Here is a 26,393-nt window from a genome sequence, read left to right as displayed (position 1 = left end):
GTTAATTTGCTAATTGCGCATCGATAAAATCAGTCATCAATTTGAACACTTCATCAATGTTCAATTCAGAACTATCAATGATGTAAGCATCTTGAGCTGGCTTTAATGGAGCAACTGTACGCTCCATATCTCGCTTATCACGCGCTTGGATATTAGACAAAATATCGTTTATTTTAACATCCAAACCCATAGCCTGCAACTGTTTTACTCGGCGTGTCGCTCGTGATTCTGCTGAAGCAGTCAAATAAATTTTCGCTTGTGCTTCTGGAAAAATTGAGGTTGCCATATCACGACCATCTGCAACTAAACCTGGCGCTTGCGCAAAAGCACGTTGACGCTCAAAAAGTGCAGTTCTAAGTACAGGAATTGCTGCAACTTTTGAAGCAAACTCTCCGACCTGTTCGGTACGAATCGTTTCTGTCACATTTTCGCCATCTAGAAAAATTTGCGTCGTTGAGTTTATTTCTGTCATAAATTTAATATCTAAATTTTTTGCAATTTCTTCACATTGTTGCAATGTATTTTCTTCATTTAGAGCGTCTAATAAAGCTTTTTTATACAATGAAAATCCAAGTAGACGATAGATTGCGCCCGAATCCAATAAATGAAATTGATAATGCTCAGCAAGTTTTGCTGCTAATGTGCCTTTACCTGAACCACTTGGTCCATCAATCGTAATAATTTGAATGGTCATTGAACTTCCAATTAAACAGATTTTGCCAGTTTCTTAAAACCTAGTGTAATCGCAAGTTTAAGCTGTGCAAGTATTAATTTACTCACAAATGGCGCACGTGCTTGTAATTCAATCGTATAATCGACACGAGTTTTATTTTGCGCCAGTTCGGTAAATTCAAGAATACCAATATGATGTTTAATTAATGGATTATTAATTAATTTATACTCAATACGCTTATTTACATCAACCAATGTAATTTGCTCTTGAACAGGTTTAATTGGACCAAAACCCATACGACGAATTGAACCCAAACCATCAGGACGTTCAGGATCTGCTGAGTCTTTGACACGCACCACCTGAATTGGCGCAAATGCAATATTGTAGGTGGCGTGCTTGGACAGCAAGTCAAATACCTTGGCTACTGGTGCATTGAAATCTTGTTTTACTCGAATTGAATTCATTGTTGTGTTCCCTTTTTCATGATCAGATCCACCATTAAAATCACAGGCTCTGAACTGAACCTGTCATGGCATTTTTTTGACAATACAGATTGTCATATTATTCAGCGCTATTCTAGATTATTTTATCTGATCATTTAATGACTTTTGTTGTAACTTCAATTGTTTTTTTTGTTCACGGCGCATTTTAAAAAAATCAGACAGTTGCATCGTACATTGTGACTGCATACACCCGCCCTCAAACTCAAAACGATGGTTGTAATAGCCATCTGCCAGCAATTGTCGGCTGCTGACCAATGAACCAGCCTTGGGTTCTGTGGTTGCAAAGACCACCCGGGTCACCCGGGCATGAATCAAAGCCCCTACACACATGGTACACGGCTCCAATGTGACATAAAGCGTGGTGTTTTCAGGCAATCGATAATTTTCAATGGTTAGACAAGCTTGACGAATTGCTTGAATTTCAGCATGTGCAGTAGGGTCATGTGTTGAAATAGGTGTATTAAAACCTTGTCCAATGATTTTCCCATCACTCACTAAAACAGCTCCTACAGGGATTTCCCCCTGAGAAGCCGCAATAGCAGCTTGCTCGAAAGCAAACTGCATCCATTTTTCATCTTGTTTATTTTGTTCATCAATCATGGAATATTAAGCAATTACACCATATTGTCTTAATAAAACATTCCAACTTTCAACTGTTGTGATAGGTGGGTTCTTCGCCAATATGCCTTTTAAAGTCATACTTTCTGTCGGTTCCCATTCTGGTGATAAGTCTTTATCAACAAGACGTGCACGCACTCCTTCAACAAAGTCTGGATGACGAATTTTCCAATCAGAAATTTGCGCTTCTAATTCAAAAATTTCACTCCATGGATGCACTTGACGTCCCCATTGCCACAACAACCAAGTAATTGCTGCTGTGCTTGGCGAACCTTTTTGTAAGTTTTCACTCGCTTGACGTAGCCAATCACTACGCGCCTCACTCAATCCTACAATGGCTTCATAGTCTTGTTCAAAATTAATACCACGACAAACACTATGAATAACATCAAGAGAATTTTGCAACGGTCCAGGAGATACAGGTCGATGTAAACTATTTAGCGTATCATCTAATGCTCTAAAGTCCCCTGCTGGATAATGATCCCAATCAATATCAATTAATTTTTTTAATACAACATCACGTTGAGCATCACAAATATGCGTTGCCCATCCGATACCATATCCACCTGCCGCAGTCATAATTGAACCTGTCAAACCTGTAAATAAGCCGACAGGACCACGATCTGCAAGGAAGCGCGTTGCACCTACATCTGGATATAAACCAATATTCACTTCAGGCATCGCCAAACGTGAATATGGTGTTACCAATCGAAATGGTGCAGCCATAAATAGACCTAAGCCACCACCCATGACATAGCCTTCACCCCAAACTACGATTGGCTTAGCATAGTCATGTAAAAGTAAATCGAGCGCATATTCAGTTTTAAAGAACTGATTTGCTGCATCAACTTCATTATTAATCACCAATTGACGCAGTTTTCGAACATCACCACCAGCACAAAAAGCTTTAGGTGTTGTTGAATCAAGCCAAATTGCTTTAACCTGATCATCTTTATGAAAATCTTCAAACAACTTTAATAAAGCTGCCACGATAGACTCATCTAAAGCATGTAAAGATTTTGGGCGATTTAAACGAATAATTCGCCAACCATTCACTGCTTCTTCAATGATTAAATCAGGATGATAGTTATTGATCTCAGGAGAGTTTGTCATGCGTCCAGCTGCCAGTCGATTGGCTCAATGCCATTTTGTTTAAGATAATTATTGGTTTTAGAGAACACTTTACAACCAAAAAAACCACCACGATTTGCTGCTAAAGGAGATGGATGTGCAGCTTTTAATACAAGGTGTTTCGTTTGGTCAATACGTTGCCCTTTTCGTTGTGCATAGGCTCCCCATAAAATGAAAACCACATGCTCACATTGTTCATTAATTACATCAATTACAGTATCTGTAAAATTTTCCCAACCTTGTTTTTGGTGTGATGTTGGCTGCCCTGCTTCTACAGTCAGTACACTATTTAAAAGAAGCACGCCTTGCTCTGCCCACTTGGTCAAATCCCCGTGTTTAGAGATACTTACACCTAAGTCAGTATTTAGCTCATGAAAGATATTACGTAAAGACGGAGGCAATGCAACTCCTCTTTGTACAGAAAAGCTCAAACCATGGGCTTGATTTGGTCCATGATATGGGTCTTGCCCAAGAATCACAACCTTTACTGCATGTAACGGTGTAGTATCTAAAGCATTAAAAATCAATGAGCTTGCAGGATAAATTTGTTTATTTTCGGCAATTTGTGATTTTAAAAACTCACGTAATTGATCCATTTTTGCACTGAGCAGAAACTCTGCCAAACCTGCTTTCCAACTCTCATCTAACCGAACTTGATTTAATTTTGCTTGCTCTTGTTCAGTCAATTGCATCCTGTTCCATCCTTACTATTTCACTCAATCTTCAATACCCGAAGGTGTTAAATTTAAAATATACCACTGCATCGATTACAGTTTGACTTGCAAATCTACTTCTGGATTTTGAAATTTCACGCCCTGTTTTAACTTTTCATACATTTCAGGGTCATTCCATTCGGCTTGAACTTGCTCAGAAAAAATAATTTGCTCAAGGCTCAACACACCCATTTGCTCATTCTCAATATCTTCAAGAAAACTTTGTGCATAGCCTGTATCTGTTTCATGTACGATTACAGAGTAAACTTCAACATCACCTTCCCCATTTTGGGTAATCGTTGACTGTAAAACTTGCTGCGCCAAGTAGAAAAATATTCGTGAAAATTGTTCTGCTGAAGGCGATACAGGTAATGCAACCCAACGCGCACTAAAGGTTTTACATGCTTGAATATAATCCGCATTGTCATCTTGCCAAAAGCAAATCGCATGATCAAAGCTATCAAAAATGTCCTTAATCACACCTTTTAACAAACCAAAATCATAGACCATTTGACCATGATCTAGCTTTGAGGCTTTCAGCAATAATTCGACTTTATAACTGTGCCCATGAATCGAGCGTTTACAACGATCCGAAGTACAGTTACGCACGATATGCGCATTTTCAAATTTAAATAATTTACGAATTAACATATGTCAAATTATACAAAAAGAATAGTCAAGAAATTAGATTATAAAGCAAAACGCCGACGCTGAGGATTAATTTTAACGTTCATTGCAATTGGCAAAAAGTATGAGGAAGAATTAACCACATGATTTTATCTATTATTCAGCAAAGAAAATATAGATTTAGGCAAAAGTGAAAAGCTTTGCAAAAATAAATGATTAAAATGGCGCTAAATTTCGAGCATATACCACAACTCTATTATTTTTACGCATCATATGACTACTCATTTGACGATTTCTATTTTCTAAAGCAACTTCGATCTCCCCTACAAAGTAATTTGATTTTACATCGAATAGATTATTTGCCAGTTGACTGTTTTCAGATGAAATTCCCTTAAAAAGATCCAAACTTAATAGGTCTTGAACATTATTAAAATTTTCCATTTTGGCTTGCTTTTGTTTTAATAAAGCCACAATCGCATTCAGGTCAAGTTTAGGATCAATGGTTGCAAGTAACAATGCAGGTGCTGTATTGATATTTATTTTAGTGGAAATATCAGGTAAAGCTGTAACATAAGGTCTTATTAAATCGTAATTTTTCCCTTCAAAGCCACGGACTTGCCGTAACTCTTCTACACTAAAAAAAGCATGATTGGCTGCTGAATATGATGGCTGCAAACCATTATAATAATTACTTTCTGCACCCATAGCACCTGAAGGTAAATCATCAGCATCTTGCCAATCGATCACAGAAGCACTGAGTTCAGCAGGCAATCCGACACGCACTAATAATTTTTCAAAGTACAACTTATTTTCTTCGTTTGGCTTACCATCTGCTTTGAGCAAAGTATTTAGATTAAACTTTCCAGATTCATCCTTGATTTTTCCAGAAATAAAACCACCCTCTATAGGAAATGCAGGCATGGGTTTTGCCCACAATTCTTGTAAATGATCAATATTAGCGCTGTTTTGCGCATCTTGAATTAATAACTCAGAAAAAAATGCCTCAGCACTTTTTGCATAATTTAGCGCTTGATTTTGACGAATCACATAAGCAGTATTTTCATTGGTGGTGTATTGGCGCTTTGCAATTGTCGCAGCAATAATGGTTGCTAATGCGACCATCACCAAAATTGTAATTAATGCGATTCCTTGTTGCTGCTTGATCATGAACGTCTCTTTAAATCATGCTTATTGTTTTGACTCAGTCCTTAGAAAATCTGTATTTAACAGACTAAAAACCCATTCATATTCAACATCACGAATCATCACTTTAATTTTGATGCCGCGTGGTAACTGGCGTTCATTAAATGTATTTTCATCAGGCCAACGCTCTAACTCATTTGGATTTAACAAAGTCACTTGATATTGGTCAACATCATTCAACAACACACTCGACACAGGCTGAGCAGAATTAGGTAAATTCAGATTTGCATATTTTAAGCGATAAAGTTTTTTATCTTGTGCATTATAAACGTACTCTACACGTTCATATGTAGAAATGCCTTGCTTTAGAGGATCAGTCATTCCTGTTTTACTAAAGCTTATTTTTTGATTTTCCAAACTTATTGCAGGCAGTATTTGTTGCCCAAAACTCGCTGTCACAGGAATAATTTGCAAGGTATCTCTTTGTACTTGTTGATACGCTTCTTGTAACTGCCCGAGATTTTCTTCATGCATTGCATTGCGATCTTTGACCTTCACAAGATAATCAAAAATCTTCCATCCTAATGCAGAAAGAACCGCAAAAATTGCGATTGCCACCAAAAGCTCAACCAGTGTAAATCCCAAATTGGTTTTTTTTATTCGCATGGGTCACTCAGTCTAAGATTCGGTCGTTTGTTGAGGGTAATTAAAGAAAACAGTATGGCTAATGCCTGCTTCAACTTTATTATTATCAGGATTATATAAACTAATTTGAATTTCAATTTTTTTAACATTCGGGCTAATGGTTGACTCTGATTTTTTATCTACTTGCCATGTTTGACCTTGCGAGGTGATTTGCTCAGACTGTGTACCTGTGAGCTGTTCACGGTTAATTTCCATTAAAGCCACCTGATTTTGAGCAACAAATTGAGCTTTGGTTCTTAAAATTGAATTTGCTGTAGATTGTGTATATTGCATTGCGACTTTGGTTAAAGCCATTGCAGCAACTGCAAAAATGGCTAAAGCGACAACGACCTCAATCAAGGTAAAACCTTTACTCCTCATCGGTCACTTTCCCCAAATAATCAATATCAATCAAAGCACCGATGGCTTTTTGGTCATAATACATTTGAATTTTGACAGGTTTAGCTTCACCATTACCAAACCAAATAACTTTAGGGGCATTTGTTCCAATTAAGTCATCATTATTTGCATTAATATAGCGATGCTCTTGATTTTGAATAGAAAATGAAACACGCTCAGGTAATTTACGCATTTGAAAATTAGCGACATCTTTCCAGCGTTTTTCTTCAACAATACGTAAGTTTTGCTCTGCATTTTCTATTACAGGCTGATATCGTACTAATTTATATTGAAAAGGTGCAACATCAGTTGCAGGTAAAACCTCTAACGCATAGATTAAAGCCTGATCATTGGCTTCACGATTAATTTTTTTTAAATCTAAAATTAAAAATTCACGTGCTTGTAAAGCTTTGCGATGATCCACACCACCAATATTTAAAACCACTAGAGATGCCATAATACTGATGATGACAATGACCACCATTAATTCAATCAGCGTAAATCCATGCTGATTTTTTAATCGTGGTCGTTTCAACATAATCGTTAAACCTTCAACTCAGTAGATTGAGCATGCTTTGGCATCGATAAAGCTTGGTCAATCAATGCAATACGCAAAGTATCCCGTGAACCTAAATAACGCTGATAAAAGCTAGAATTTAAAATTGCTGCACCACCATGCGTAATAGACCAAATAGAGGCTAAATAATCTCGCCCTGACATTTGACTGTCTATATCTAGCAAATAATGATCCGTCATACGAATAATAATACGCAGTCGCTGTTTACGAACTTGATAAAGCTCATGAAATAAATGATGTATCCCTTGCCCTGTCGTCGACAAACGTTCTTCAATCTGATGAAATAACACTGTACGCTCAGGATGATGCAAATGATGCAACATAAAAAATGCTAATTGTTCAGGAAACTCTTTTTCTGTGTCTTTAATCATTTCCAATAACATGCGCTCATTACGAATAATGAGCAACATATAAAGTTCATCTTTACTTTGAAAATGTTTATAAAGTGTTCCCTTTGCAAGATCTAATTCAGCCGCTAACGCATCAAGCGTCATACCCGACTCACCGTTTTCTAAAAGCAGTTGCTCAGCGACCTGAAAAATTAATGCTTCTCTTGCTCTAAACTGAGCCTGACGATCCATCTTCACTCGATAAACTCTCTTCTTAATCTTATATCTATAGCATTAACTTTGATGTTGTCTGAGTAAATTTTCAAAGTTCTGTGAAGTAATTTGTCCAATTTCCTCAGGCGTTTTATCATATACATGACTTAGGGCTTTGGCTACATAAGGAACGTATTTTGGCTCATTGGTTTTGCCTCTATAGGGCATTGGTGCTAAATATGGACTATCTGTTTCAATTAAAATACGATCAAGCGGCACCTGTTTTGCCACATCACGCAAATCTTGTGCATTTTTAAAAGACACAATACCAGAAAATGAAATGTAATAACCGCAGTCTAATACAGCTTTGGCAGTTGCCCAATCCTCTGTAAAACAATGCAAAATCCCATGGTTCGATTGTTCTGCACGAATAATATCAACTGTGTCATGCTTAGCAGAACGAGTATGCACCACCACTGGTTTTTTTATTATTTTTGATGCTTGAATATGACGAGCAAAGCATTCTTTTTGCTCAGGAATAAACTCAGTACTATGAAAATAATCCAAGCCTGTTTCACCAAGCGCCCAGACTTTTTCAGCTTGAGCCAATTCAACCAGTTTTTCTACTGTAGCCCGCTGCATCGTTGCAACATCTTCACAAGGATGCACACCAACGCTATAACCTACATCGGTATGACGTGCTGCTATTGCTGACAAAGCAATATGATCGTCTAAATCCACAGAAATCGCCATGAATTTAGACACACCTTGCTCACGTGCCTGTTGTAACGCTGCGTCTAAATCTCCCCCATAAGGGCTAAGATCAAGTAAAGTTAAATGACAATGGGTATCAACAAACACAATTTTTCCTACATTTCAATTCATCGCATCTTACATTGTAAAGCTATTACGATCAGAAGACTTTGCTCCTGCTAGTAATCTTTCCGCTTCATTTTTGTAATAGATGCCTTTTTCACCACCAAGCTGAATGGCAAAACCTTGTGGCTTTTTACCAGACTGCTTTTGTGTGATCCAAATTACTTTTCCTGTTAATGGAATTTTTTGCGATTGCTCAGGTAAAGTTGCTAACAGAAAAACCTCTTCACCCATTTTCACATTTTGTGTCGAAGGAACAAAAAGCCCTCCACCTTGCACAAAAGGCATATAACTTGCTTGTAGCGTTGCTCGATCTGCTATAACAACTTGTAATAAACCGCCCATACGTGGTTGCATCATTATTTCCCCAAATTATGAAACATTCATTAATTGTATTGAAAGTTGATCAATAATTAGATTTGTTTGCACATTTTGCTCAACGTTTCTTTTTGATTGTTGTAAACTTTCATAGATTGAAAATAATACCTCTAAATTATACTGCTCTGCGAGTGTATTTAATTCTAAATCTGTATTTTTTATCGCTTGCTCCAGTTTAAATGCCACAACATCTGCCAATAAATACTCAAACATTTCAATAAAATCATGAAAGTTAAGTTCTTTATTCCATTTTGTTGCAAATTGCATCGGCATACTTTTTTGCATGACGAGCTTTTTCCAGTCTTGGACAAATTCAGCACGCCGATTTAACCAATCTTTTTCAGCTAAACTCATCGCCTGTAAAGGCATTTGGTTTGAAAGATTCATTAATAACTGAATTTGTTGACTTGAAGCCGTAGGTAAATGCTCATTTAGATAAAGTTGCGCTTGTTCTGGTGCAATACGATCTAAAGCAAAATGCTGCAAACGACTACGGATCGTGGCAGGTAATTTCAAATAATGCTCTACCAATAAGATAATCACAACACGCTCACCAGGCTCTTCAAGTGTTTTCAATAAAGCATTGGCAGAAGCAATATTTAATGCTTCAGCAGGTTCAATCACAATAACACGCCAACCATCTACAGTTTGCTGTACAAAAGGCAGTAATTCACGAATTTTTTCAATTTTAATCTTAGCATTTTGCTTTTTGTTATCAGCATCTGTGGTGATATGTACATAGTTTGGATGTGTGTCTGACTTTAACCAAAGACAGCTACTACACTCTCCACACGCGCCTTGACTTTGTTTATTTAAACACAAAACCCAAGATAAAAAATGCTGTGTAAAAGCGTACTTACCACAACCTTTTTTACCATAAAATAATAAACCATGCCCCAACTGTGGAAAACGTCCTGTTAGAGTATTCCACAATTGTGCTTGCCATGGATAAACTTGATCATTGGATGCATTCATACCCATTAAACTATCCAACTATTCAAAATGTGTAATATCCATCGCATTTAAACGATCTAAATCCGCTTGTGTATCTACGCCTGGTGGTAAGTTGACTTGCGCAATATCAATTGCAATACGATGCCCATTTTCCAAAACTCGCAATTGCTCTAAACTTTCAAGTTGTTCTAATGAACCCATTTGCCACGTGACATATTCTTGTAATAAACTCACACGATAAGCATATAAGCCTAAATGACGATAAGCGTGTTGATGCAAAGATTTTTCAGTTTGTTTTGCAGCATCACGATCATAAGGAATTGGTGAGCGACTAAAGTAAAGTGCTTCATTCAACTGACTCATCACCACTTTAACAATACTATTGCGTTCAAATTCTTCTAACTGATGAATTGGTTCACATAAAGTTGACATTGCACAATGAGGTTTAGCAACGAGTAAATCCGCGACTTGTTGTACTAAAGTTGCAGGTAACAACGGCTCATCACCTTGAACATTGACAATGATATCATCTGCTGCCCAACCTTTAATCCGTGCAACTTCACTTAAACGATCCGTTCCTGAAGGATGGTTTGGGTTGGTCATGACCACATCTATGCCTTCAGCACGACATACTTCGGCAATACGCTCATCATCTGTTGCAACACATAAGTCATCAAAATCTAAAACTTTTTTTGCTTGATCAACAACACGTAAAATCATGGCACGACCATGAATAAGCAATAAAGGTTTAGCAGGTAAACGCGAACTCGAATAACGCGCAGGAATAACAATGTGTTTCATTTGATTAACCTTAAGAAAGTGCAATGCCTAATTCATTGAGTTGTTGCTTTAAAATATCGTAGCATGAATTTGAAAGCACAGCCTCGACAGGAACAACCCAAATTTCACGTTGAAAATCTGGATGTTGCTTGAGTAATGGCAATAATTTTACTGCGTCTTTTTCAGTCGTAATTATTGGGTTAGCATCTTCAAACTGTAAGTCTTCAATTTGATAATCATAATGATCAGGAAATTCATGACATTGAAATTGCTGAACACCCATACTTTCCAGTGTTTTATAAAAACGTTGTGGAAAGCCTATACCAACAACAGCATAATAATCTAGTTTTGCATCAAACACTTCAGCTTGATCAAAACTTGGATTAAGCAAATATGGCTCTGCGACTTGTAAATGCATATTTAATTTTGATTGTGAATGATGTGCATGTTCAATGACCGTACTATGCGCTAAACGAGAAGTCGGCTCACGTAAATAACCTTCAGGTAAGATTTTTTGATTACCTAAACCACGATTATAATCAAGAACAATCCACTCAATTTGACGATCTAACGCCCAATGTTGTAAACCATCATCGCTAATAATTAAGTCAAGTTGATGATTTTTCAAAAGTAACTCAATACTTGCTTTACGATTGGGTCCTACCACCATCGGCACATCTGTAGATTGCACAATCAAACAAGGTTCATCTCCGACCATTTCAGGTTCAGAGTCTAAAGTCACTTGCGCAGGAAAAGGACCTTGCCCACCATATCCACGGCTAATAACGCCGACACGGACTTGATGTTGTTGCAGATATTTAACCAGTTGAATCAGTAAAGGCGTTTTACCACTTCCACCTACTGTAATATTACCAATAATCATGACAGGAACAGGCGCACGATAACGTTCTTTTAGCCCTGACAAATACAAATGTCGATTAACCACAAAACCAAAACGATAAAGCCATGACAATGGGCGCAAAACAATCAACCACTTTGCTTGTCGGTTCCAAGCATCTTGAATGATTTGCGCGATAGACATAGAGATTTATTCCTCAAAGCTACGTTCATGTAATTGATAATATGCACCATGTTTTGCCAATAAAGCCGCATGTGTACCTTGTTCAATAATACGCCCTTTATCCATAACCACAATCACATCTGCATTTTCAATAGTCGATAAACGATGTGCAATAACAATCGTTGTACGGTTCTGCATCGCTTGATCAAATGCTTTTTGAATAAAGTGTTCAGACTCATTATCTAAAGCACTGGTTGCTTCATCTAAAATCAAAATTGGTGCATTTTTCAAAATTGCACGTGCAATGGCGATACGCTGACGTTGACCACCTGAAAGCGTTAAGCCTTGTGCGCCAACCTCTGTATCATAACCTTGCGGTAAACTCATAATAAAATCATGTGCATAAGCTGCTTTTGCTGCTGCAACAATTTGCTCTTCTGTCGCATTTTCAAGCTGACCGTAAGCAATATTGTCACGAATAGAGCGGTTAAATAAAACAACTTGCTGATTTACCATCGCAATTTGAGTACGCAAACTGGTAATTTCTATATCTTGTATCGCATGCCCATCTAACTCAATCTGCCCTGAACTGACCTCATTAAAGCGCATCAGTAAATTAACCAAAGATGATTTTCCTGCACCTGAACGTCCAACCAAAGCGATGGTTTGTCCCGAGTGAATAGACAATGTAAAATCTGAAATGGCTTGATAACCATCAGCATAAGTTAGATTGACCTGTTTAAACTCGACATTACCCTGTAAATTTGGCGTTAATGTACCTGTATTTTTTTCTTCAGATAAATCTAACAACTCAAATACAGAATGAGCGGCTGCCATACCACGTTGTAATTTTTCATTCACATCGGTTAAGGTTTTGATCGGCTTACTGAGCATTCCTGCTGCGGTAATATAAGAAACGAACTCACCTGCTGAAATATCACCAATAATTTGAGGTCTTAAAGCAATCCACATAATAATACTGAGTGCAATCGCCATAATGAGCTGTACTACAGGACTATTTAACTGCTGTACAACCACCATTTTCAAGCCACGTTTTAAATTTTCAAGAGAATGGTTGCGAAAACGCACCTGTTCCGCAGTTTGACCACCAAAACCTTTGACCACCAAATGACCATTCACCGACTCTTGTACCACATGGTTAACATCACCCATCGTATTTTGTACTTGAGTTGAAAGTTTACGCATGCGTTTTGAAGCTTTACGAATAATCAAACCAATGAGTGGACCAAAAACCAAAATACAACAGGTTAATTTCCAATTGATATAAAGCAAATAGCCCAATAAACCAATAGTAATCAAACCTTGCTGTACTATTGTTTTCAATGATTCGGTAGATGCAGCCGTTAACTGCTCTACGTTATACATAATTTTGGCGGTAATATGCCCACTGCTATTATCTAAATAATATTGTGCAGGGAGTCTAAGTAGCTTTGCAAAAACTTCCTGACGAATATTAAAGATTAAATTTCGTGAGATCACGGCTGTAAAATACCCGCCCATGAATAAACCCACACCACGGAAAAACATGAGTAAAACCACAAGTGCAGGAAATAGACTGGTAAAGCTTTGATCTTTGTTTTGGATCGCTGTAATAATTTTTTCTAGCAATTTAGCAACGGATACTTCTGTTGCTGCATTAATTGCAAAACCTAAAACGACTAAAATCGCTATGCCCCAAAATGGCTTCAAATAACTTAATAGTCGTAAATAGACTTTGAAATCTTGCTTCACTAATTAATAACCTCGGGATGGGACTTTGGTGCTGATGTTGATATTAACAAAACCGAGTTGACCTGCAACATCCATTACACGAATAACATCCTGATGGGTTGCTTTTGCATCAGCTGCGATTACAAACATCAGATCACGACGATCTTGTGCAGATTGTTTGATCGCTGTACTTAAATCGGCACTTTCTTTGGAAGAAAGCGCTTGACCATTGACAGCATAATGACCGCTAGAGTCTACCACGACTTCAATTTTATGTTGATAGTCTTTTGGAGGTACGCCTTGTGCATCAGGCAGAGATAAGTTAATGCGGCTTTGCTGATTAAAAGTCGTCGTTAACAATAAAAATACCAAAATAAATAACAAACAATCAATCATGGGCGTCAAGTTGATGTGTATATCTTCAACACTTTTTCTTTTAAATTTCATTTAAAGCCACCTATTAACCGACTTTTTGAAATTCTTGATCAACATGTTGTTCGTTGTCATTTTCTTGATAAAACAAAGCTGCATGAAATAACGTGGCTTGTTGTTCTAACTCAGCCACATATTCTTGTACGAGGCGTTGAAAATAACGATATGCAAAAAGTGCAGGAATCGCAATAACCATACCTGCTGCTGTGGTAATTAATGCTTTAGAGATACCAGGAATCATCATGGTTGGATTTGCATTTGAACCTAAGTCAACCACCAAAAATGATTCAATAATACCAACAACTGTTCCAAGTAATCCAAGTAAAGGAGCTGCTGCACTTAATGTACCTAAAAAATTAATATTTTTTTCTAAATAACTAATTTCACGTGATGCTGTAGCTTCCATTTGGGCACGAGCAAATTGCTCTCCTTTTGCTGCTGCATCTAAACCATCATTGAAAATATAAGCCAAAGCGCTTTGGTTCTGCGTTGAATCTGATTTTAAATTTTTGACGACTGTTTGAATGGATTGATTTTTTTGAATCAGTAAATGTTTAGGAAGGACTAAACCACGTCGCAAACGAATAAAGCGCTCGATTGAGATTGCAACGGTAAATACTGAACACAGAACGAGTGGTAGCATTAGCCAACCACCTGCTTTGATTAACTCCCACATTTTTATTCCCCACTTCAATAAAAAATACTTTAGGTCAATTTAAGAGATCAAATAAATTCTTTATAATATTTTGATTTATCTATTAAATCTCACACTAAAGCGATGAACACTTTTTAGTAGTACACCAAAAATTTGATCTACTCTTCTCTTAAAGTCATTGTCTTGTAGCAAAACACCTGTGGATTCTATACCATTTCTATATTATTGTCTGAGCAAAAATTGAAGAGATGAATAAGTAAAGAAGATCAATATTTTCTTAACGTAAAGAGAAATGTAGAGCAAATTCTTTGAGTTGTAATTATCTAATCTCAGTCAAATTTGCTTGATGACTTTTTATTTTAAATACATTCACAAATGCAAAAGAATCTTTTTTAGCAAAAAAATAAACATAGAAAATATCAAAGTCAGCATTGTTATAAAATTTCTTTTTACATGATGATTTTTTAGTAGTGTTCAACAATTAAATTTCAAGCCAAGCCACAACAGTTATTGCTTTTTTATTGTAATTTTCCAAAAAAATACTTTTCCATGAGTTTTCATCAAGTTTTCGTCATCAAAATACGCTAAAATACTCGTTTGCTTTTTTGCTTCTGGAAATTTTCATGAATTCGAAACCACGTCTTTCTACATATTGGGTCACCTGTGCGGATGGACTAGAAACCTTACTGCAAGAAGAAATTCAAGGTTTAGGAATTCAAAACATTGAAAAGTCTCCTGGACGTTTAGTTTTTAAAGGCAAACTTGAAGATGCTTACCGTGTCTGCATGTGGTCACGTCTTGCTTCACGTGTCTTAACGCCTATTCATACACATGAGCTTGAATTTACACATGATGCTCGTGATGTTGCTGAAGAACTCTATGAAGGTGCGATTAACTTTGACTGGTCACTCATTTTTGCACCACAAAGTACTTTTGCTGTACGTTTACACATTGAGCGTGAAATTAAAGTTAATTCTCAATTTGCAACTTTACGTGTAAAAGACGGTATTGTTGACTCATTTATGGAAGCTGTGGGCAAACGTCCAAGTATTGATATTAAACAGCCTGAAATTACCATTTATGCGCTTGCGGGTAAAACAGAACATACCTACTGCCTAGATTTATCAGGTGACTCTTTGCATAAACGTGGTTATCGTCGTTATATGACCGATGCCCCAATCAAAGAAAACTTAGCCGCAGCTATTCTACAAAAAGCAAAACTCAAAGAGCGCAATCCCGATATTATTCTTGACCCAATGTGTGGTTCAGGGACATTTATTATTGAATCTCTCATGATTTTGACAGATCGTGCGCCAGGACTTGTTCGTCGTTTTGGATTTAACGGTTGGAATGGTCATGATCATGAACTGTGGATGTCGATCAAAGCCGAAGCTGCTGAACGTCATAAAGCTGCATTAGAACAACCTTTACCAAAATTCTATGCTTATGATGCGGATTGGGAAGCAGTCAAAGCCACCAAACAAAATATTATTGCAGCAGGTTTTGAAGCTGTACTTGATCAAATTCAGATTGAAGAACGTACCTTAGCAGATTGGCCAGATTTCCAAGCTGAAAGTAAAACGTCATTTGTCGTAACAAATCCACCTTATGGTGAACGTCTGGGTGATAAAGCTTCAAATCGCGCATTGTATTTAGGTTTGTCTGCACTATTACAAAAGAATTTCCCAAATCAATATGCTGCCGTAATTGCTGCTGCGGTTGAACAAGCCGATGTCTTAGCTTTTAACAATCCGCAAATTTTACGTTTGATGAATGGTAAGTTGCCAATTTACATTCGTTTTGGTGATATTAAACCTGCAACTGTAACAAAGCCATTCCTTGAAACATGGCAGCCTCAACAGTTTGAAAAAATTGAAGGTGCTGAAGACTTTACCAACCGTTTGCAAAAAAATATGCAAACTTTAAAGAAATGGGCAGTAAAAGAAGGTGTGCATTGCTTACGTCTTTATGATGCAGACTTACCTGACTTTAATGTTGCTGTAGATTTATACGGTGAACGTTTGCACGTTCAAGAATATGCTCCACCAAAAACCATTGATCCTGAAAAAGCCAAAAAGCGTTTTAACTTGGCTTTAGCGGCAATTCGTGCTGTGACGGGTTTAGGACGTGATGCTATTTTCATTAAAACCCGTGCCCGTCAAGAAGGTAAAACTCAATATACCAAACAAAGTACAGCTTCTAAGCGCTTCATTGTGCAGGAAGGTAAAGCTAAAATTTTGGTGAATTTGACAGACTATCTCGATACAGGTCTATTTTTAGACCATCGTCAAATGCGTTTACGCATCGCAGCAGAAGCTAAAGGCAAACATTTCCTTAACCTCTATAGTTATACCTCTACAGCAAGTTTGCATGCAGCTTTAGGCGGTGCAGCAAGTACGACAAGTGTTGATTTATCCAATACTTATTTAAACTGGTCTAAAGAAAACTTTGTACTCAATGGTTTAACTGTTGACCATGTAGACGAACAGCATCAATTCTTTGCAGGTGATTGTTTTGAATGGTTAAAAGAAGGTCATGAGCAATACGACTTGATCTTTATTGACCCACCAACTTTCTCCAACTCGAAAAAGTTCTATGGCACATTTGACGTACAACGTGATCATGTATCATTACTCAAGCGTGCAATGAACCGTTTAAAAACAGGCGGTACACTGTACTTCTCAAATAACTATCGTGGCTTTGAAATGGATGAAGAAATCGAAGCGATGTTTGATGTTCAAGAAATTACCAATGAAACCATTGGGCTAGACTTTAAACGTAACCAAAAAATCCATAAAGCTTGGAAAATCACTCATCCACAAAACTAATTAACATCATTTGAATATGAAACTAGTGCGTATCACGACTGACATAAATCGTTATTTTGTCAGGCGTGGTCACTTTGACAAAATTATTTTGTGCACTGGTTCCATATTCAATCATTTTTGCCTTATTTGGCAATAATGGTCGTTTATCAGCCTGATGTTGATAAGCCTCTGTTTCTTTTTTCTGTTGTTCATGATCACTGAGTACAACATAAGTTAAATGATCCTTTTTAATTTCATCAGCTTGTTTTCCTGCCAACTGATTATTTTTTTGATTTTGCTGTTCAATTGACTCTTGCACATCCCTCTTCACAGCAGTAATTACAACGGGTGTTATTGTGCCAACATAGTTTACATTTTCAGATAAAAGATCATCTTTTATAGGGGAAATAGCAAATATTGTTGTAGAAAAACAACTAATGACTATCATCCAAAAAGCTTTTTGACATTTTTGACCATTTTTCCTGCTTTGACCATTCATTTTCATTCCTATCCCTAAATTTTTATTATCTTATTCAAGTTAACAATTTTTGTTGCAAGCAACAACCTAAAAGCAAAAATTCCCGACAACCAACAGATGTTTTTTATTTTTTAATATTTATTTCAAACACTTAAAAAAACAAATCCTGAACTATCTTATATTCATAAATATCCATATCTATATGTACACCTTCTGCATTATTTTATATTTACTAACAGCTTAATTTTTAAATGAATATTCAAGTATATTTTCAATATATTAAAAGTATATAAACATTCTTTTTTGTCGGTTATTGTTATCTAGGTTTATGAAATATTTCGGATAAGATCAAACTTCTCTTGAAAAATAATGACAAAATTATCATTTTTATTTCATATTTAGACACATTTAACAATTGATAAGTTTTGAGTTTGATTTTAAAGTAGTCCTTGATTTTTAAATCAATCTGGGGAAATCATGCGTTTTAAAATTATTGATGTTTATCGCCATCACAATACACAACACTATATTGCAAAGTGTCTAAAAGAAAACTCACCTCAATTTATTACATTAGCAACTGACCGTACTTTATGCAAAGAACTTGATATTATTGATGTTGACTTACAAACAGGAAAAGCCTCTTGGGCAACAGGAGAAAAAATTTCACTTCAAATATTAAATCAATTTGACTATTTAGAAAAAGTTTATGAATTAAGCTAGATGCTTAAAATTCAAACTTTATAATTCAACTCACCATAACACAACTCAAAAATAATAAATCAACAAATACCAATGAGGAAAAAATAATATTAACTGAATTTAGAGTTGATTTAATATTCTTATGAATGAGAACTCAATTCTATCTTCAAAATCATAGACCAATATCATTTTTTATACTATTCATCAGATTATTTTTTGCAGATAACTCTAATTTTTCTTGAAAATATGCCGTCTGATATAAGGGCGTCATATGATAAAAATGCATTAATACTTCCTTTCGTTTTATTTTATATTGTTGTGTTTCAACCCAATCATACTCTTTTTGGATTTGTTGTTCATATTCGGCAAAACGTTGTGTTGAACTTCCCAAAATTGCCAAATCAATATCCAATAAATATTTTAAATCATGCTCTTTTGTAGGTAGATGCTTTTTGGTTGCAATAATCCACCTTGCAACTTTTTCAAGTTCAGTTTTCTTTAAAATGCCCACACAATGTTTTTGCATTAATTTAGCACTTTGTTCTTCATTATCTGATGCTTGTGGATCATAAATAATATCATGAAACCAAATTGCTAACTCAACTGCGACTGGATCTTCAAGTTGATGCTTGATTTCATTAAATAATTCTAAGCATTCTATAATATGTTGGTGCGTATGATAATAATTACCAACATAGCAGTGAAAAAGAATCGAAAATAATGATTCTGATTGCATAGATCTTAAATTTATAGAATCAGAAAACTGTGCCCAATACTGTTGAAATTTATCATAATAATTTTGCATTAGACACATTCCTCTTATAACATCAGACAGACTATTAATTAAGCCGCCTGTTCATCTCTTTTAAAGACAAGCTCTCCTGCTAAACTACTTTCAGCATCAAAATAATAACCATCTACATTAAATCCTTTTAAATCTTCAATCTTTTCAATTTTATTTTGAATAATATATCGAGCCATTAAACCACGGGCTTTTTTAGCATAAAAACTAATCACTTTATATTGACCATTTTTTTGATCCAGAAAAACAGGTTTAATAACTTCTGCATTAATCTGACTTTCTTTGACCGATTTATAATATTCGTCAGAAGCTAAATTAACTAAAATTTTTGAGCCTGATTGCTCTAAATCTTGCTGAATTAAACTTGTAATCTTATTCCCCCAGAATGTATATAAATTCTGACCTACTGGATTTTTTAGCTTTGTTCCCATTTCTAAACGATAAGGCATCATTAAATCTAAAGGACGCAATAAACCATAAAGACCTGACAACATACGTAATTTTTCTTGTGAATATTCAATATCTTCTACAGATAAATTATAAGCATCTAAACCTGTATAAACATCTCCTTTAAATGCAAAAATAGCTTGTCGAGCATTTGCAAAGTTAAAGTCTGGTGTCCAATCACGGAAACGCTCTACATTTAGTGTTGCAATTTTCTCGCTTACACTCATTAAGCTCGCAACTTCAGAGGCAGATAACTCACGACAAACTTGGATCAATTCTTCTGAATGATTTAACACTCTTGGCATTGTATACTGATCTATGGGTAAATCTGTTTCATAATCCAATGTTTTTGCAGGAGAAATTAAAACAAGCATATCTATTCCGCATTCATAATTCATCACAGCAATATAACAGTTACACTGCTTTTTTGCGAATCATGTTTTTCCTCTACAATAATCGTTAAAATAAATCATTTAAATAATATTCACGTTTTATGTCTGACACTATGCACATACAAGGTCTGGTAGGTAACATCGAAATTTTAGTCGATTATCCAGAGAATGAAGCTAAAGCTTTTGCTGTAGTATGCCATCCTCATCCACTACAAGGGGGTACACCCCTCCATAAAGTTCCAACCTTATTAACAAAAATTTTCACTCAAAATGGTTGTATTGTTTATCGTCCTTATTTTCGTGGTTTAGGTCAAACTGCTGGCTTACATGATAATGGTTTTGGTGAAACAGATGATGTCTTAACGCTTATTTCTCATCTGCAAACATTACACCCTCAACTCCCTTTTTATGCGGCTGGTTTTAGTTTTGGTGCACATGTTTTAGCTAAGTGTTTTGTCCAACTGAATGAAACAAACAAACCTAAACAAATGATTTTATGCGGTTTACCAACTGCAAAAGTACGTGGTATCCGAGAGTATCAAACACCTTTTCTACAAGGAGATTTATTATTTATTCATGGAGAAAATGATGAAATTACACAGCTTTCTGATGTATTAAATTGGGCTAGACCGCAAAAACATCTCATCACTGTATTACCTGGCGCAAATCATTTTTTTACAGGCTATTTAAAACAGTTGCATCATGCGATTGAGCGGTTTTTATCTATAAAATAGTTTTTTATTCATATTCCTAGTATTGTTTTATGTTTGAATAGCAACAAATTTGAGCATAAAACAACTTTCAAAATCATATTAAATATTCTATTGTTCAGTCATAAAATTGAACATTGATTTAATTTATCTCTATCAATTTAAAAATATTAAGCTTTATAGAATCTATTTTTCTCACAGATTTTTACACAAATAAATGGATATTTTTTATGATGCAATTACAACAAGGTCAGAAATTACAACTACAACAGTTAAACATTCAACAAGAGTTTAGTATTGATATTCAAATTCAAGCTTCATTTGCAATAGATCTCTCTTGTTTTGGTTTAGATGCTCACCAAAAGCTCAATGATGAAGCATTTATGGTTTTTTATAATCAGCCCACGACACCTGATGGTGCTGTAAATTGGCAAGCGCAACCTCAACAAAATTTTCAGTTTAAACTGAATTTAGTGAATCTAACTCAAATTCAACGTTTTAGTATTTGTGCTGCTATTGATGATCCACAGGCAACTATGCAACAGATCCAAGGCGGTACTATTACAATCAAAAATCCTCAAGGTCAAGCTGTTGCAAACTTTGTACTTGAACCGCAGCGCTTTAACCAAGAAAAAGCCATTATGTTAATAGACATTTACTTTAAAGATGTTTGGCGTTTAGGTGTTGTTGCACAAGGTTTTAATGGTGGCTTGGCTGCTTTAGTTGAACACTTTGGTGGTGAAGTTGCAAAAGATGAAGTTGCTCAGCCCACTTCTTCAACACCTCAGCTTCCTGTCTCAACACCACCCAATAATACAAAAAGCACTCTAAATTTGAATAAGATTCAACTTGATAAAACAGGTCAATCACATCGCATTAATCTCAACAAAAACAGTCATGAATATCTGAAAATTGAAGCAATTTGGGTGGATAATGGTGATGGTCGTAGTGATAATGATGACTTAGATTTACGTGTTGGCTTTATGCTACAACAAAATAATAAAATGGAATATGTCTGGTGCCCATCACAACAAGGTGCTATCGAGAGCTATCCATACATCCATCATCAAGGTGATATTACAGGAGCATCAAGTGCCCAACCTGGCAAAGAGACTGTTTTAGTACATCCTGATATTGCAAAAAAACTGGGTGGAAAAGTTGCCTTAGTTTTTTCGGTTTATTCTGCTGTAAGTAATGGCGTTGTTTCTATTGCTTCATTACAACCCAAAATGCGTATGCAATACGCTGATCAACTCGTTGAATGTGTTTTTAATGCCAATGTTTCAGCAAAAGCAAAAAGTCATTTTGTTTATACTTATGTGATCGGTATTGCTATTATTGATGAACAAGGAATCACTTTACAACATTCAGGTATGACCAGCGGACGTTTTAGTGAAGATACGCCACGAATTATTTGGAAAAAAGACGATACTGTTGAGATTAAAGTAGATGGTCAACCTATGTTTAAATAAGTCAGTTAAATGATAAAATTGCCCTAAATTCACAAGGGCAATTTACCTCTAAGTTGAAGAAATTGGATGATATAAAGTATATAAATGCTGCTCTTCATCTGTAATTCTTTGCACTAAGGCAGCACCAATACTTTCATATTCTTGCAAAAAATCATCAGCAGTCACTGGGTTTAATGATGATTGAGCTGTCCATTTTTTTAAAAATTTTACAACAACATGTGCGATTTGATTCATATCTTTACGATAAGTTTTAATCGTTTGTAATTGCACACTTTCTGGCTCTAAATTACTTTCTAAATAAGCATAAAATTTTACATTCTCTTCTATTAAGTGCAATGAAAATTCTTCTTTAAAATACAGTAATTGTTCAACAACTTGTTGATATTTCTTACTTTCAAATAAACTCTGAATTCCTACATAAATTTCAACCAGTTTTTTATGTTCACTTTTAAGTTGTGGAATCAATGACATAGAATAAGTATGAGTGGCTTGTTCTAATGGTTGCTTTTCAATATTTTTAAGCGATATTTTTTTATCTTGTTTCCCCAAAAAACTAAGCCATTGTTGCAATACTATGAGTATTTTTTTAAACATATTAATCCTGAATAAACACCAAAAGTTATAACAAATTTTCAAACTTACTCGATATAACTTTATTTATTAATTAAGATTTGTACACATATTATCAATGCGTACTTAAAAAATATGCAAAACAATATACATTAATTAAAAATATTGTGAATAATAATTTTAATATGACTACATTTTAATCAACAAATTAATTGACTACATCGCCCCAATTCAAGCCAAACTTGGCTAAATACTTTTTCACCCGATCACTGTCATTGGTACTTTGTCTTTGCTCACGGGACACTGAAAATAATCGTCGCCCTGCATCAGCCATCGACTTAGATTTACGACAAATTTCAATTACACCTTCGAGTTGAATCCGATCAAACTCATCTATTTGAGCAAGCTGTTCAGCCGTTAAAATATCCCTCAAAGATGAGGACTGTATTGAATCTGTATATTCTTTGATAGACCAAATTTTTTGTAAACGTTGAATTTCTGCTTCAACTTCTTTTAAACCAATGCGTGAGCCTTCCGCCAATGTTGCCATACGGGTTACACTTGCAGTTAAATCACGGAAATTTCCCTGCCATGTTGCTTCATAAGACTGTGCAAATTTTAAATATTTTTCCAAAGCATCACTATGAAAACGTAACTGTGACTGGTGTTGAGTGGCAAAACGTTGCAATTCAAACTCGATATTTGGTGCAATATCTTCCACCCGATCTTTTAAGCTCGGTAAAAAGAAAGTCCATGTATTTAAACGCGCCCACAAATCTTCCCGAAAACGTCCTGCCTGCACTTCTTCACGTAAATCTTTATTTGTTCCTGCAATCAGTTGAAAATCTGCTTGAACTTCCTTATCACTTCCCACAGGAAAAAATGATTTATCTTCCAAAGCCTTGAGCAACATGGCTTGTTCATCAAGTCCAAGTTCACCAATTTCATCTAAAAATAAAATACCACCATCGGCACTTTTTAAATAACCTGTGCGGGCATTGGCTGCACCTGTAAATGAGCCTTTGATATGTCCAAAGAGTGTCGACATTGCCCCATCACCACATAAGGTAGCGCAGTTGACATCTATAAATCGTCCATCCAAGTGAAATTTTTCTTTTTTAAGTTGATAAATCTGTTTGGCTAAATGTGATTTTCCGACACCTGTGGCCCCCATAATTAAAATCGGTGCTTTGGAACGAGTCGCCACCAACTCTACTTCTTGAATCAATCGGTTAAACTCTTGGTTTTTAGTGGCGATATTGGCTTTAAGTTGTTGCCAATTTTCAGTTTTTTCATTTTCAAAGCGTTGGTTTAGCGCTGCATAACGGGATAAATCCAAATCAATAATGCGATACTCACCTTCGGGTTGTTGCTTCCCTGTCGGTGAGCTCTGAATTAATTTTGCAGGTAAATAATGTGCATCAACCAATAAATACCAACAAATTTGGGCAACGTGTGTTCCTGTGGTGATATGTAGCAGATAATGATTATTTTCAGTATCAAAAGGATAAGATTTTACAAAGTCGTACAAAGCCCCAAACATATCGGAAAAATCCCACGGATCTCGGATATTGACCTGATGACCTGAAATATGGGTATTTGGGGAGATTTGTTGTGCGTCTTGTTGTAAATGATCAATTAAGCCTTTATTTCGTCGATCATGCAATAAGACCAATTCATCAATCAATAAGTCTTCATGCATGAGTAAGCTCATGGTCGGACGCCAACGTTGCCAACGCTCTTCTTTTTTTCCCTGATCAAGTGTTGAACCCACAAAACCAATCACGACTGTCTTTTTAGATTTTTGCATGCTTTCTATAAAAAATTATAGTAATCTTAATTCCAAATATAGACGATTATACAAGGACTAGATAGTGCTTTAAGTTTTATCCCTATAACCTCTCCAGAGATTTACTCGTCTGATAAAAAGCTTACATATTCATCAATAATCTGTATTTGTATATTCATCACCTTGATTAGGATTAAACACTTTACCTTGAATGACCATGCTGTTTTTAAATCTCATTGTATAAAATGGTTGATTCTTTTGATCCACCCCGATCTGAATTGATTGAATTGGAAGCTTTCCCTGCATATAGTGTTTAACAAATTCTGAAAGTGACTGATCAAAAAAATAAAGTTGCCCATGATTTAAAGGTGTTAAATCATCTCGCTTAAAAATAGAAACATGAATTTCATTAGCAAGCTCATCATCAAAAAAGCCCTGAGGAATATAAGCTACGGCTAAGTAATTCGGTGAACAAAAATTTAAAGGATAATGTAAGGCAAACAGTTGAAAGTCAATTCTTTTCCCATCCCAAGCATAAACATTTTTTTGCGGTAAAGCTTGCCAATTACACCCCCGTACTAGGGTTTCATTTTTAAGCACAGTATCATCAAATTTAAAATGAGTTTTCCGATCATTAAACTGAATATTTTCTTTCAAAAATTGTGCACTTAACTCTTTTTTATAGCGCGCAGGTTCATATTTGCATCGGTGATTTTTAAAGTCATAAAAAGGGATTATATTTTGCTGATAGACAATCTGCTGGTTTTTTACATCTTCAATCAAAATATTTTTTTCAATCGGAGATTTAGAATCAATTTTGTAAATAAAATCAGGCTTTTGTTCACTTTTCACACCTACAGCAAATTGACCATTTTTCTTATGCACAAAAGAATAGAGCTTCCATTTAAATTGATCTTGCAAATAAATCAAAGGAAGTTGAATAGGCAAAGTCTTTTCAGCATCGATTTCGCAAAAGCCTTTCACCACAGAATCAGCCTTATAAATGACAGATTTTGTATCGATCTCAATTAATTTGGACTGTAAAATACTCAGATCAAAGTGACTATTTTCACGAGGATCACCAATATTTAATCGATTATCATCATTTTGTTTCACCTCATTCAAAGGTGGAATTACAACATTCTCTGGGTTATATTGATATTTCATCCCATTAAATAACATACCAACTGCTTGCTCTGACATATCACTAGAGACATATTTTTTAGAATTTCGACTAAATAATTCTAATGAAATAGTTGTAATAACCATCAAACAGAGTAATAACACAACACTGGTTTTCTGGATTAAATTCTTTTGATAAATAATTGAAATAAGTAAAAGTACACCTGAGTACAGCCAAACCACTGCCCCCATGCAATTCCATCTGTTATCACTGCAACTACACAACCGACAATCATCAATAAAACCGTCACGATGCTTAAGACTGTAGCTTTCCTGTAGTTATTATTTTCACTAAAATATAAACAGGTTACGACAAAAGTAATATTTGCCCAAACAGGAAAAGCCAACCCAATCCCAATAATAGTTAAATGTGCAAACAGCGCTATGCCAACAACTTCATAACCTTTAGACATTCCTAAAGCTTGTATTGACCACGAAAAAATCATTAATCCAATAGAAAAATAGAATAATATTTTGGCTAATATTTTCATTTTGATCTTTAGAGACACATGTTCCTCATTTTTCTTTTTAGGCGGATACTACGTTGATATTCATAGTAAATATTAACCACCAAACCCACCATCCATAAATGATGTTAATATTTTTAG

The 26,393-nt window shown here is 35.5% G+C and carries 30 protein-coding genes; 4 read left to right on the top strand and 26 right to left on the bottom strand.

The genetic code is table 11. From position 1 onward, the window contains the following. Position 1: 1 nt before the first annotated feature. From cmk to HX005_RS08740, 19 genes are all read right to left on the bottom strand, one after another. Positions 2–694, bottom strand: a complete 693-nt coding sequence (gene cmk, locus HX005_RS08830; RefSeq protein WP_286377071.1) for a (d)CMP kinase — start codon at positions 692–694, stop codon at positions 2–4. Positions 695–705: 11 nt separating this feature from the next. Continuing rightward, positions 706–1,137 carry an SRPBCC family protein gene (locus tag HX005_RS08825; RefSeq protein WP_286377070.1) on the bottom strand — a complete coding sequence of 144 codons (432 nt, stop codon included), beginning with the start codon at positions 1,135–1,137 and terminating at the stop codon, positions 706–708. Positions 1,138–1,254: 117 nt separating this feature from the next. Continuing rightward, positions 1,255–1,773 carry a tRNA adenosine(34) deaminase TadA gene (gene tadA, locus HX005_RS08820; RefSeq protein WP_286377169.1) on the bottom strand — a complete coding sequence of 173 codons (519 nt, stop codon included), beginning with the start codon at positions 1,771–1,773 and terminating at the stop codon, positions 1,255–1,257. A 9-nt stretch (positions 1,774–1,782) separates the two neighbouring features. Further along, a complete protein-coding gene (locus tag HX005_RS08815) occupies positions 1,783–2,907 on the bottom strand; it encodes an enoyl-CoA hydratase/isomerase family protein (RefSeq protein ID WP_107009700.1) in 1,125 nt (374 codons plus the stop codon). Further along, positions 2,904–3,617 carry a uracil-DNA glycosylase gene (gene ung, locus HX005_RS08810; RefSeq protein WP_107009699.1) on the bottom strand — a complete coding sequence of 238 codons (714 nt, stop codon included), beginning with the start codon at positions 3,615–3,617 and terminating at the stop codon, positions 2,904–2,906. Before ung ends, HX005_RS08815 begins: the two co-directional genes overlap by 4 nt. 75 nt (positions 3,618–3,692) lie before the next feature. Then, positions 3,693–4,289 (bottom strand): 6-pyruvoyl trahydropterin synthase family protein, encoded by a 597-nt coding sequence (locus tag HX005_RS08805; protein WP_107009698.1) that lies wholly within the window; start codon positions 4,287–4,289, stop codon positions 3,693–3,695. Between the two features lie 192 nt (positions 4,290–4,481). Next, positions 4,482–5,432 carry a type II secretion system minor pseudopilin GspK gene (gene gspK, locus HX005_RS08800; RefSeq protein ID WP_286377069.1) on the bottom strand — a complete coding sequence of 317 codons (951 nt, stop codon included), beginning with the start codon at positions 5,430–5,432 and terminating at the stop codon, positions 4,482–4,484. 21 nt (positions 5,433–5,453) lie between these two features. Beyond that, positions 5,454–6,074 carry a type II secretion system minor pseudopilin GspJ gene (gene gspJ / locus HX005_RS08795; RefSeq protein ID WP_286377068.1) on the bottom strand — a complete coding sequence of 207 codons (621 nt, stop codon included), beginning with the start codon at positions 6,072–6,074 and terminating at the stop codon, positions 5,454–5,456. A 12-nt stretch (positions 6,075–6,086) separates the two neighbouring features. Further along, positions 6,087–6,473 (bottom strand): type II secretion system minor pseudopilin GspI, encoded by a 387-nt coding sequence (gene gspI / locus HX005_RS08790; protein WP_286377067.1) that lies wholly within the window; start codon positions 6,471–6,473, stop codon positions 6,087–6,089. Then, positions 6,463–7,029, bottom strand: coding sequence for a prepilin-type N-terminal cleavage/methylation domain-containing protein (locus HX005_RS08785; RefSeq protein WP_286377066.1), 567 nt, complete (start codon positions 7,027–7,029; stop codon positions 6,463–6,465). The genes gspI and HX005_RS08785 overlap by 11 nt, the downstream gene beginning before the upstream one ends. A gap of 5 nt (positions 7,030–7,034) precedes the next feature. Beyond that, entirely contained in the window at positions 7,035–7,649 is a 615-nt protein-coding gene (locus tag HX005_RS08780; RefSeq protein ID WP_286377065.1) for a TetR/AcrR family transcriptional regulator, read from the bottom strand. Between the two features lie 42 nt (positions 7,650–7,691). Beyond that, complete coding sequence (locus tag HX005_RS08775; RefSeq protein ID WP_286377064.1) at positions 7,692–8,471, bottom strand: TatD family hydrolase; 780 nt, start codon at positions 8,469–8,471, stop codon at positions 7,692–7,694. Positions 8,472–8,501: 30 nt separating this feature from the next. Beyond that, positions 8,502–8,843, bottom strand: coding sequence for a PilZ domain-containing protein (locus HX005_RS08770; protein WP_286377168.1), 342 nt, complete (start codon positions 8,841–8,843; stop codon positions 8,502–8,504). A gap of 15 nt (positions 8,844–8,858) precedes the next feature. After that, positions 8,859–9,839: a DNA polymerase III delta subunit-related protein gene (locus HX005_RS08765; protein ID WP_286377167.1), complete on the bottom strand. Its 981-nt coding sequence runs from the start codon at positions 9,837–9,839 to the stop codon at positions 8,859–8,861. An 18-nt stretch (positions 9,840–9,857) separates the two neighbouring features. Then, positions 9,858–10,619, bottom strand: coding sequence for a 3-deoxy-manno-octulosonate cytidylyltransferase (gene kdsB / locus HX005_RS08760; protein WP_286377063.1), 762 nt, complete (start codon positions 10,617–10,619; stop codon positions 9,858–9,860). A gap of 10 nt (positions 10,620–10,629) precedes the next feature. Beyond that, positions 10,630–11,640 carry a tetraacyldisaccharide 4'-kinase gene (gene lpxK / locus HX005_RS08755; protein WP_107009690.1) on the bottom strand — a complete coding sequence of 337 codons (1,011 nt, stop codon included), beginning with the start codon at positions 11,638–11,640 and terminating at the stop codon, positions 10,630–10,632. Between the two features lie 6 nt (positions 11,641–11,646). Then, a complete protein-coding gene (gene msbA, locus HX005_RS08750; RefSeq protein WP_286377062.1) occupies positions 11,647–13,371 on the bottom strand; it encodes a lipid A export permease/ATP-binding protein MsbA in 1,725 nt (574 codons plus the stop codon). Positions 13,372–13,374: 3 nt separating this feature from the next. Then, positions 13,375–13,797: an ExbD/TolR family protein gene (locus HX005_RS08745; protein ID WP_107009688.1), complete on the bottom strand. Its 423-nt coding sequence runs from the start codon at positions 13,795–13,797 to the stop codon at positions 13,375–13,377. Between the two features lie 13 nt (positions 13,798–13,810). Further along, positions 13,811–14,458, bottom strand: coding sequence for a MotA/TolQ/ExbB proton channel family protein (locus HX005_RS08740; RefSeq protein WP_107009687.1), 648 nt, complete (start codon positions 14,456–14,458; stop codon positions 13,811–13,813). A 602-nt stretch (positions 14,459–15,060) separates the two neighbouring features. Here HX005_RS08740 and rlmKL point away from each other — a divergent pair. Beyond that, positions 15,061–17,265: a bifunctional 23S rRNA (guanine(2069)-N(7))-methyltransferase RlmK/23S rRNA (guanine(2445)-N(2))-methyltransferase RlmL gene (gene rlmKL, locus HX005_RS08735; protein WP_286377061.1), complete on the top strand. Its 2,205-nt coding sequence runs from the start codon at positions 15,061–15,063 to the stop codon at positions 17,263–17,265. Between the two features lie 22 nt (positions 17,266–17,287). On the opposite strand, the gene HX005_RS08730 is transcribed toward rlmKL, so the two are convergent. Next, positions 17,288–17,743, bottom strand: a complete 456-nt coding sequence (locus HX005_RS08730; protein ID WP_286377060.1) for a hypothetical protein — start codon at positions 17,741–17,743, stop codon at positions 17,288–17,290. Positions 17,744–18,199: 456 nt separating this feature from the next. On the opposite strand from HX005_RS08730, the gene HX005_RS08725 reads away from it, so the two are divergent. Further along, positions 18,200–18,442, top strand: coding sequence for a hypothetical protein (locus HX005_RS08725; protein ID WP_286377059.1), 243 nt, complete (start codon positions 18,200–18,202; stop codon positions 18,440–18,442). A 151-nt stretch (positions 18,443–18,593) separates the two neighbouring features. On the opposite strand, the gene HX005_RS08720 is transcribed toward HX005_RS08725, so the two are convergent. Together HX005_RS08720 and yaaA are read right to left on the bottom strand one after the other, a co-directional pair. Then, positions 18,594–19,226, bottom strand: coding sequence for an HD domain-containing protein (locus tag HX005_RS08720; RefSeq protein WP_286377058.1), 633 nt, complete (start codon positions 19,224–19,226; stop codon positions 18,594–18,596). A 38-nt stretch (positions 19,227–19,264) separates the two neighbouring features. After that, entirely contained in the window at positions 19,265–20,044 is a 780-nt protein-coding gene (yaaA, locus tag HX005_RS08715; RefSeq protein WP_286377057.1) for a peroxide stress protein YaaA, read from the bottom strand. A 119-nt stretch (positions 20,045–20,163) separates the two neighbouring features. On the opposite strand from yaaA, the gene HX005_RS08710 reads away from it, so the two are divergent. Together HX005_RS08710 and HX005_RS08705 are read left to right on the top strand one after the other, a co-directional pair. Then, positions 20,164–20,796, top strand: a complete 633-nt coding sequence (locus HX005_RS08710) for an alpha/beta hydrolase (RefSeq protein ID WP_286377056.1) — start codon at positions 20,164–20,166, stop codon at positions 20,794–20,796. 206 nt (positions 20,797–21,002) lie between these two features. Next, complete coding sequence (locus tag HX005_RS08705; RefSeq protein WP_286377055.1) at positions 21,003–22,244, top strand: TerD family protein; 1,242 nt, start codon at positions 21,003–21,005, stop codon at positions 22,242–22,244. A gap of 48 nt (positions 22,245–22,292) precedes the next feature. Here the strand turns inward: HX005_RS08705 and HX005_RS08700 are convergent, their stop codons facing one another. The 4 genes from HX005_RS08700 to HX005_RS08685 form a co-directional block, all read right to left on the bottom strand. Beyond that, entirely contained in the window at positions 22,293–22,838 is a 546-nt protein-coding gene (locus tag HX005_RS08700; protein WP_286377054.1) for a hemerythrin domain-containing protein, read from the bottom strand. Between the two features lie 184 nt (positions 22,839–23,022). Next, positions 23,023–24,624 (bottom strand): RNA repair transcriptional activator RtcR, encoded by a 1,602-nt coding sequence (gene rtcR / locus HX005_RS08695; protein ID WP_286377053.1) that lies wholly within the window; start codon positions 24,622–24,624, stop codon positions 23,023–23,025. A gap of 132 nt (positions 24,625–24,756) precedes the next feature. Continuing rightward, a complete protein-coding gene (locus tag HX005_RS08690; protein WP_286377052.1) occupies positions 24,757–25,977 on the bottom strand; it encodes a hypothetical protein in 1,221 nt (406 codons plus the stop codon). Next, positions 25,908–26,294: a hypothetical protein gene (locus HX005_RS08685; protein WP_286377051.1), complete on the bottom strand. Its 387-nt coding sequence runs from the start codon at positions 26,292–26,294 to the stop codon at positions 25,908–25,910. Before HX005_RS08685 ends, HX005_RS08690 begins: the two co-directional genes overlap by 70 nt. Between the last annotated feature and the right edge of the window lie 99 nt (positions 26,295–26,393).

It is taken from the genome of Acinetobacter sp. R933-2 (assembly GCF_030325485.1).
Taxonomy (GTDB): Bacteria; Pseudomonadota; Gammaproteobacteria; order Pseudomonadales; family Moraxellaceae; genus Acinetobacter; species Acinetobacter sichuanensis.
Note: the sequence above shows the minus strand (reverse complement) of the source record. Positions and strands in the feature narration are given on the sequence as shown.